Source organism: Streptomyces sp. SID14478 (assembly GCF_010548525.1).
Lineage (GTDB): Bacteria > Actinomycetota > Actinomycetes > Streptomycetales > Streptomycetaceae > Streptomyces.
Map to the genome: position 1 here is coordinate 1 of NZ_JAAGMG010000573.1, position 1,511 is coordinate 1,511.

A 1,511-nucleotide genomic window follows, 5' to 3' on the forward strand; every position below is an offset into this window, starting at 1 on the left:
CCAGGACCGCGTCGCGGACTCGGCCCCGGCCCTGGCCGGCGCCCTCACCGGAGCGATCGGCGGCGCGGAGGCGCTCCCGGGGACCTGGCGGGACGCCTGCCGCACGCTCGCCGGCTGCGCACTGCCCCGTCTGGCGGGCACTGACCTCATCGACCTGGCGGCCCGCCTCACCACCCGCACCACATCCCACTCCCGCACCACAGAAGGAACGCCGGCATGACCACTGAGCCCACTGAGACGACCAAGCCCGCAGTTTCGCTGGCGGACCGCACCACAGGCGCCCTGGTCGGCGCCGCGGTGGGCGACGCGCTCGGCGGCCCCGTCGAGGGCTGGACCCCGGAGGCGATCGCGGAGCGCCACGGCGGCCGGGTGCGCGGCATCGTGGAGCCGTTCTACAAGGAGGACTGGAAGACGGCGAGGCCCATCGCGCCGTACCACAAGGGCGACGGCCACGTCACCGACGACACCCTCATGACGCATGCGCTGATCCGGGTGTACGAGAAGGTGCGCGACCACCTCGACGCGTACTCCGTGGCCGACCACCTGGTCCCGGACCTGATCACGACTCCCCGCTGGATCCCGGAGCTGGAGGCGGAGGCACTCCCCCTCCAGCGCATCTTCCTCGCGGAGAAGTGGATCGTGGCCCGCATCCACTACGGCCACATCGACCCCCGCGAGGCGGGCGTCGGCAACATCGTCAACTGCGGTGCGGCGATGTACATGGCGCCGGTCGGCGCGGTCAACGCGGGCAACCCGCTCAAGGCGTACCACGAGGCCCTCGACGTCGCGGGAGCGCACCAGAGCTCGTACGGCCGGGAAGCGGCGGGGGTCTTCGCCGCGGCGGTGGCCGCGGCGTACAAGCCGGGGGCGACGCCCACGACGGTGATCGACGAGGCCCTGTCCCTCGCGAAGGACGGCACGAAGGAGGCCATCGAAGCGGTCTGTGAGGTGGCCGGCGGCCACACCGACTTCGAGACGGCGCTGAAGCCGCTGCGCGAGGCGATCGCTCCCTACGACACGGTGGGCCCCGACTACCGCAAGCCGTCGCTGGGCGCCCGCCGCCCCTCCCGTCTGCACGCCATCGAGGAACTGCCCATCGCGTTGGGCATGTTGCTGATCGGCGGCGGCGACTTCCGGCACACGGTGCTCGGTTCGGTGAACTACGGCCGCGACTGCGACTCGATCGCCACGATGAGCGGCGCGATCGTCGGCGCGCTGTACGGGGAGGGCGCGGTGCCCAAGGAGTGGAGCGCGGAGATCGCCCGGGCCAGCAAGCTGGACCTGCACGCCCCGGCCGCCTCGCTCACCCGTGTCACCCGCGAGGTGCACGCGCGGGACCTGGAGCGCCGCCGCGCCCACGAGGCGGCGTTCGCGGCGATCGCGGGGTCGTGAGCACGATGACGCTGCGCCTGACCTGGGTCCAGCCCGAGGACCTCATCGGCCACGAACTGCGCCAGGCGGCCCAGGACGGCCGCGACGCGTCGGCGGTCGCGCACCGCTGGGTCGCGGCG

At 73.3% G+C, this 1,511-nt stretch carries 1 protein-coding gene and 1 pseudogene; both read left to right on the forward strand.

Annotated elements, in window-relative coordinates:
- Positions 1-220: pseudogene (locus G3I40_RS18835) on the forward strand (ADP-ribosylglycohydrolase family protein); the annotation flags it as partial.
- Positions 217-1,392, forward strand: coding sequence for an ADP-ribosylglycohydrolase family protein (locus G3I40_RS18840; RefSeq protein WP_164303302.1), 1,176 nt, complete (start codon positions 217-219; stop codon positions 1,390-1,392). The pseudogene G3I40_RS18835 and the gene G3I40_RS18840, both read left to right, overlap by 4 nt.
- The last annotated feature ends 119 nt before the right edge of the window (positions 1,393-1,511 follow it).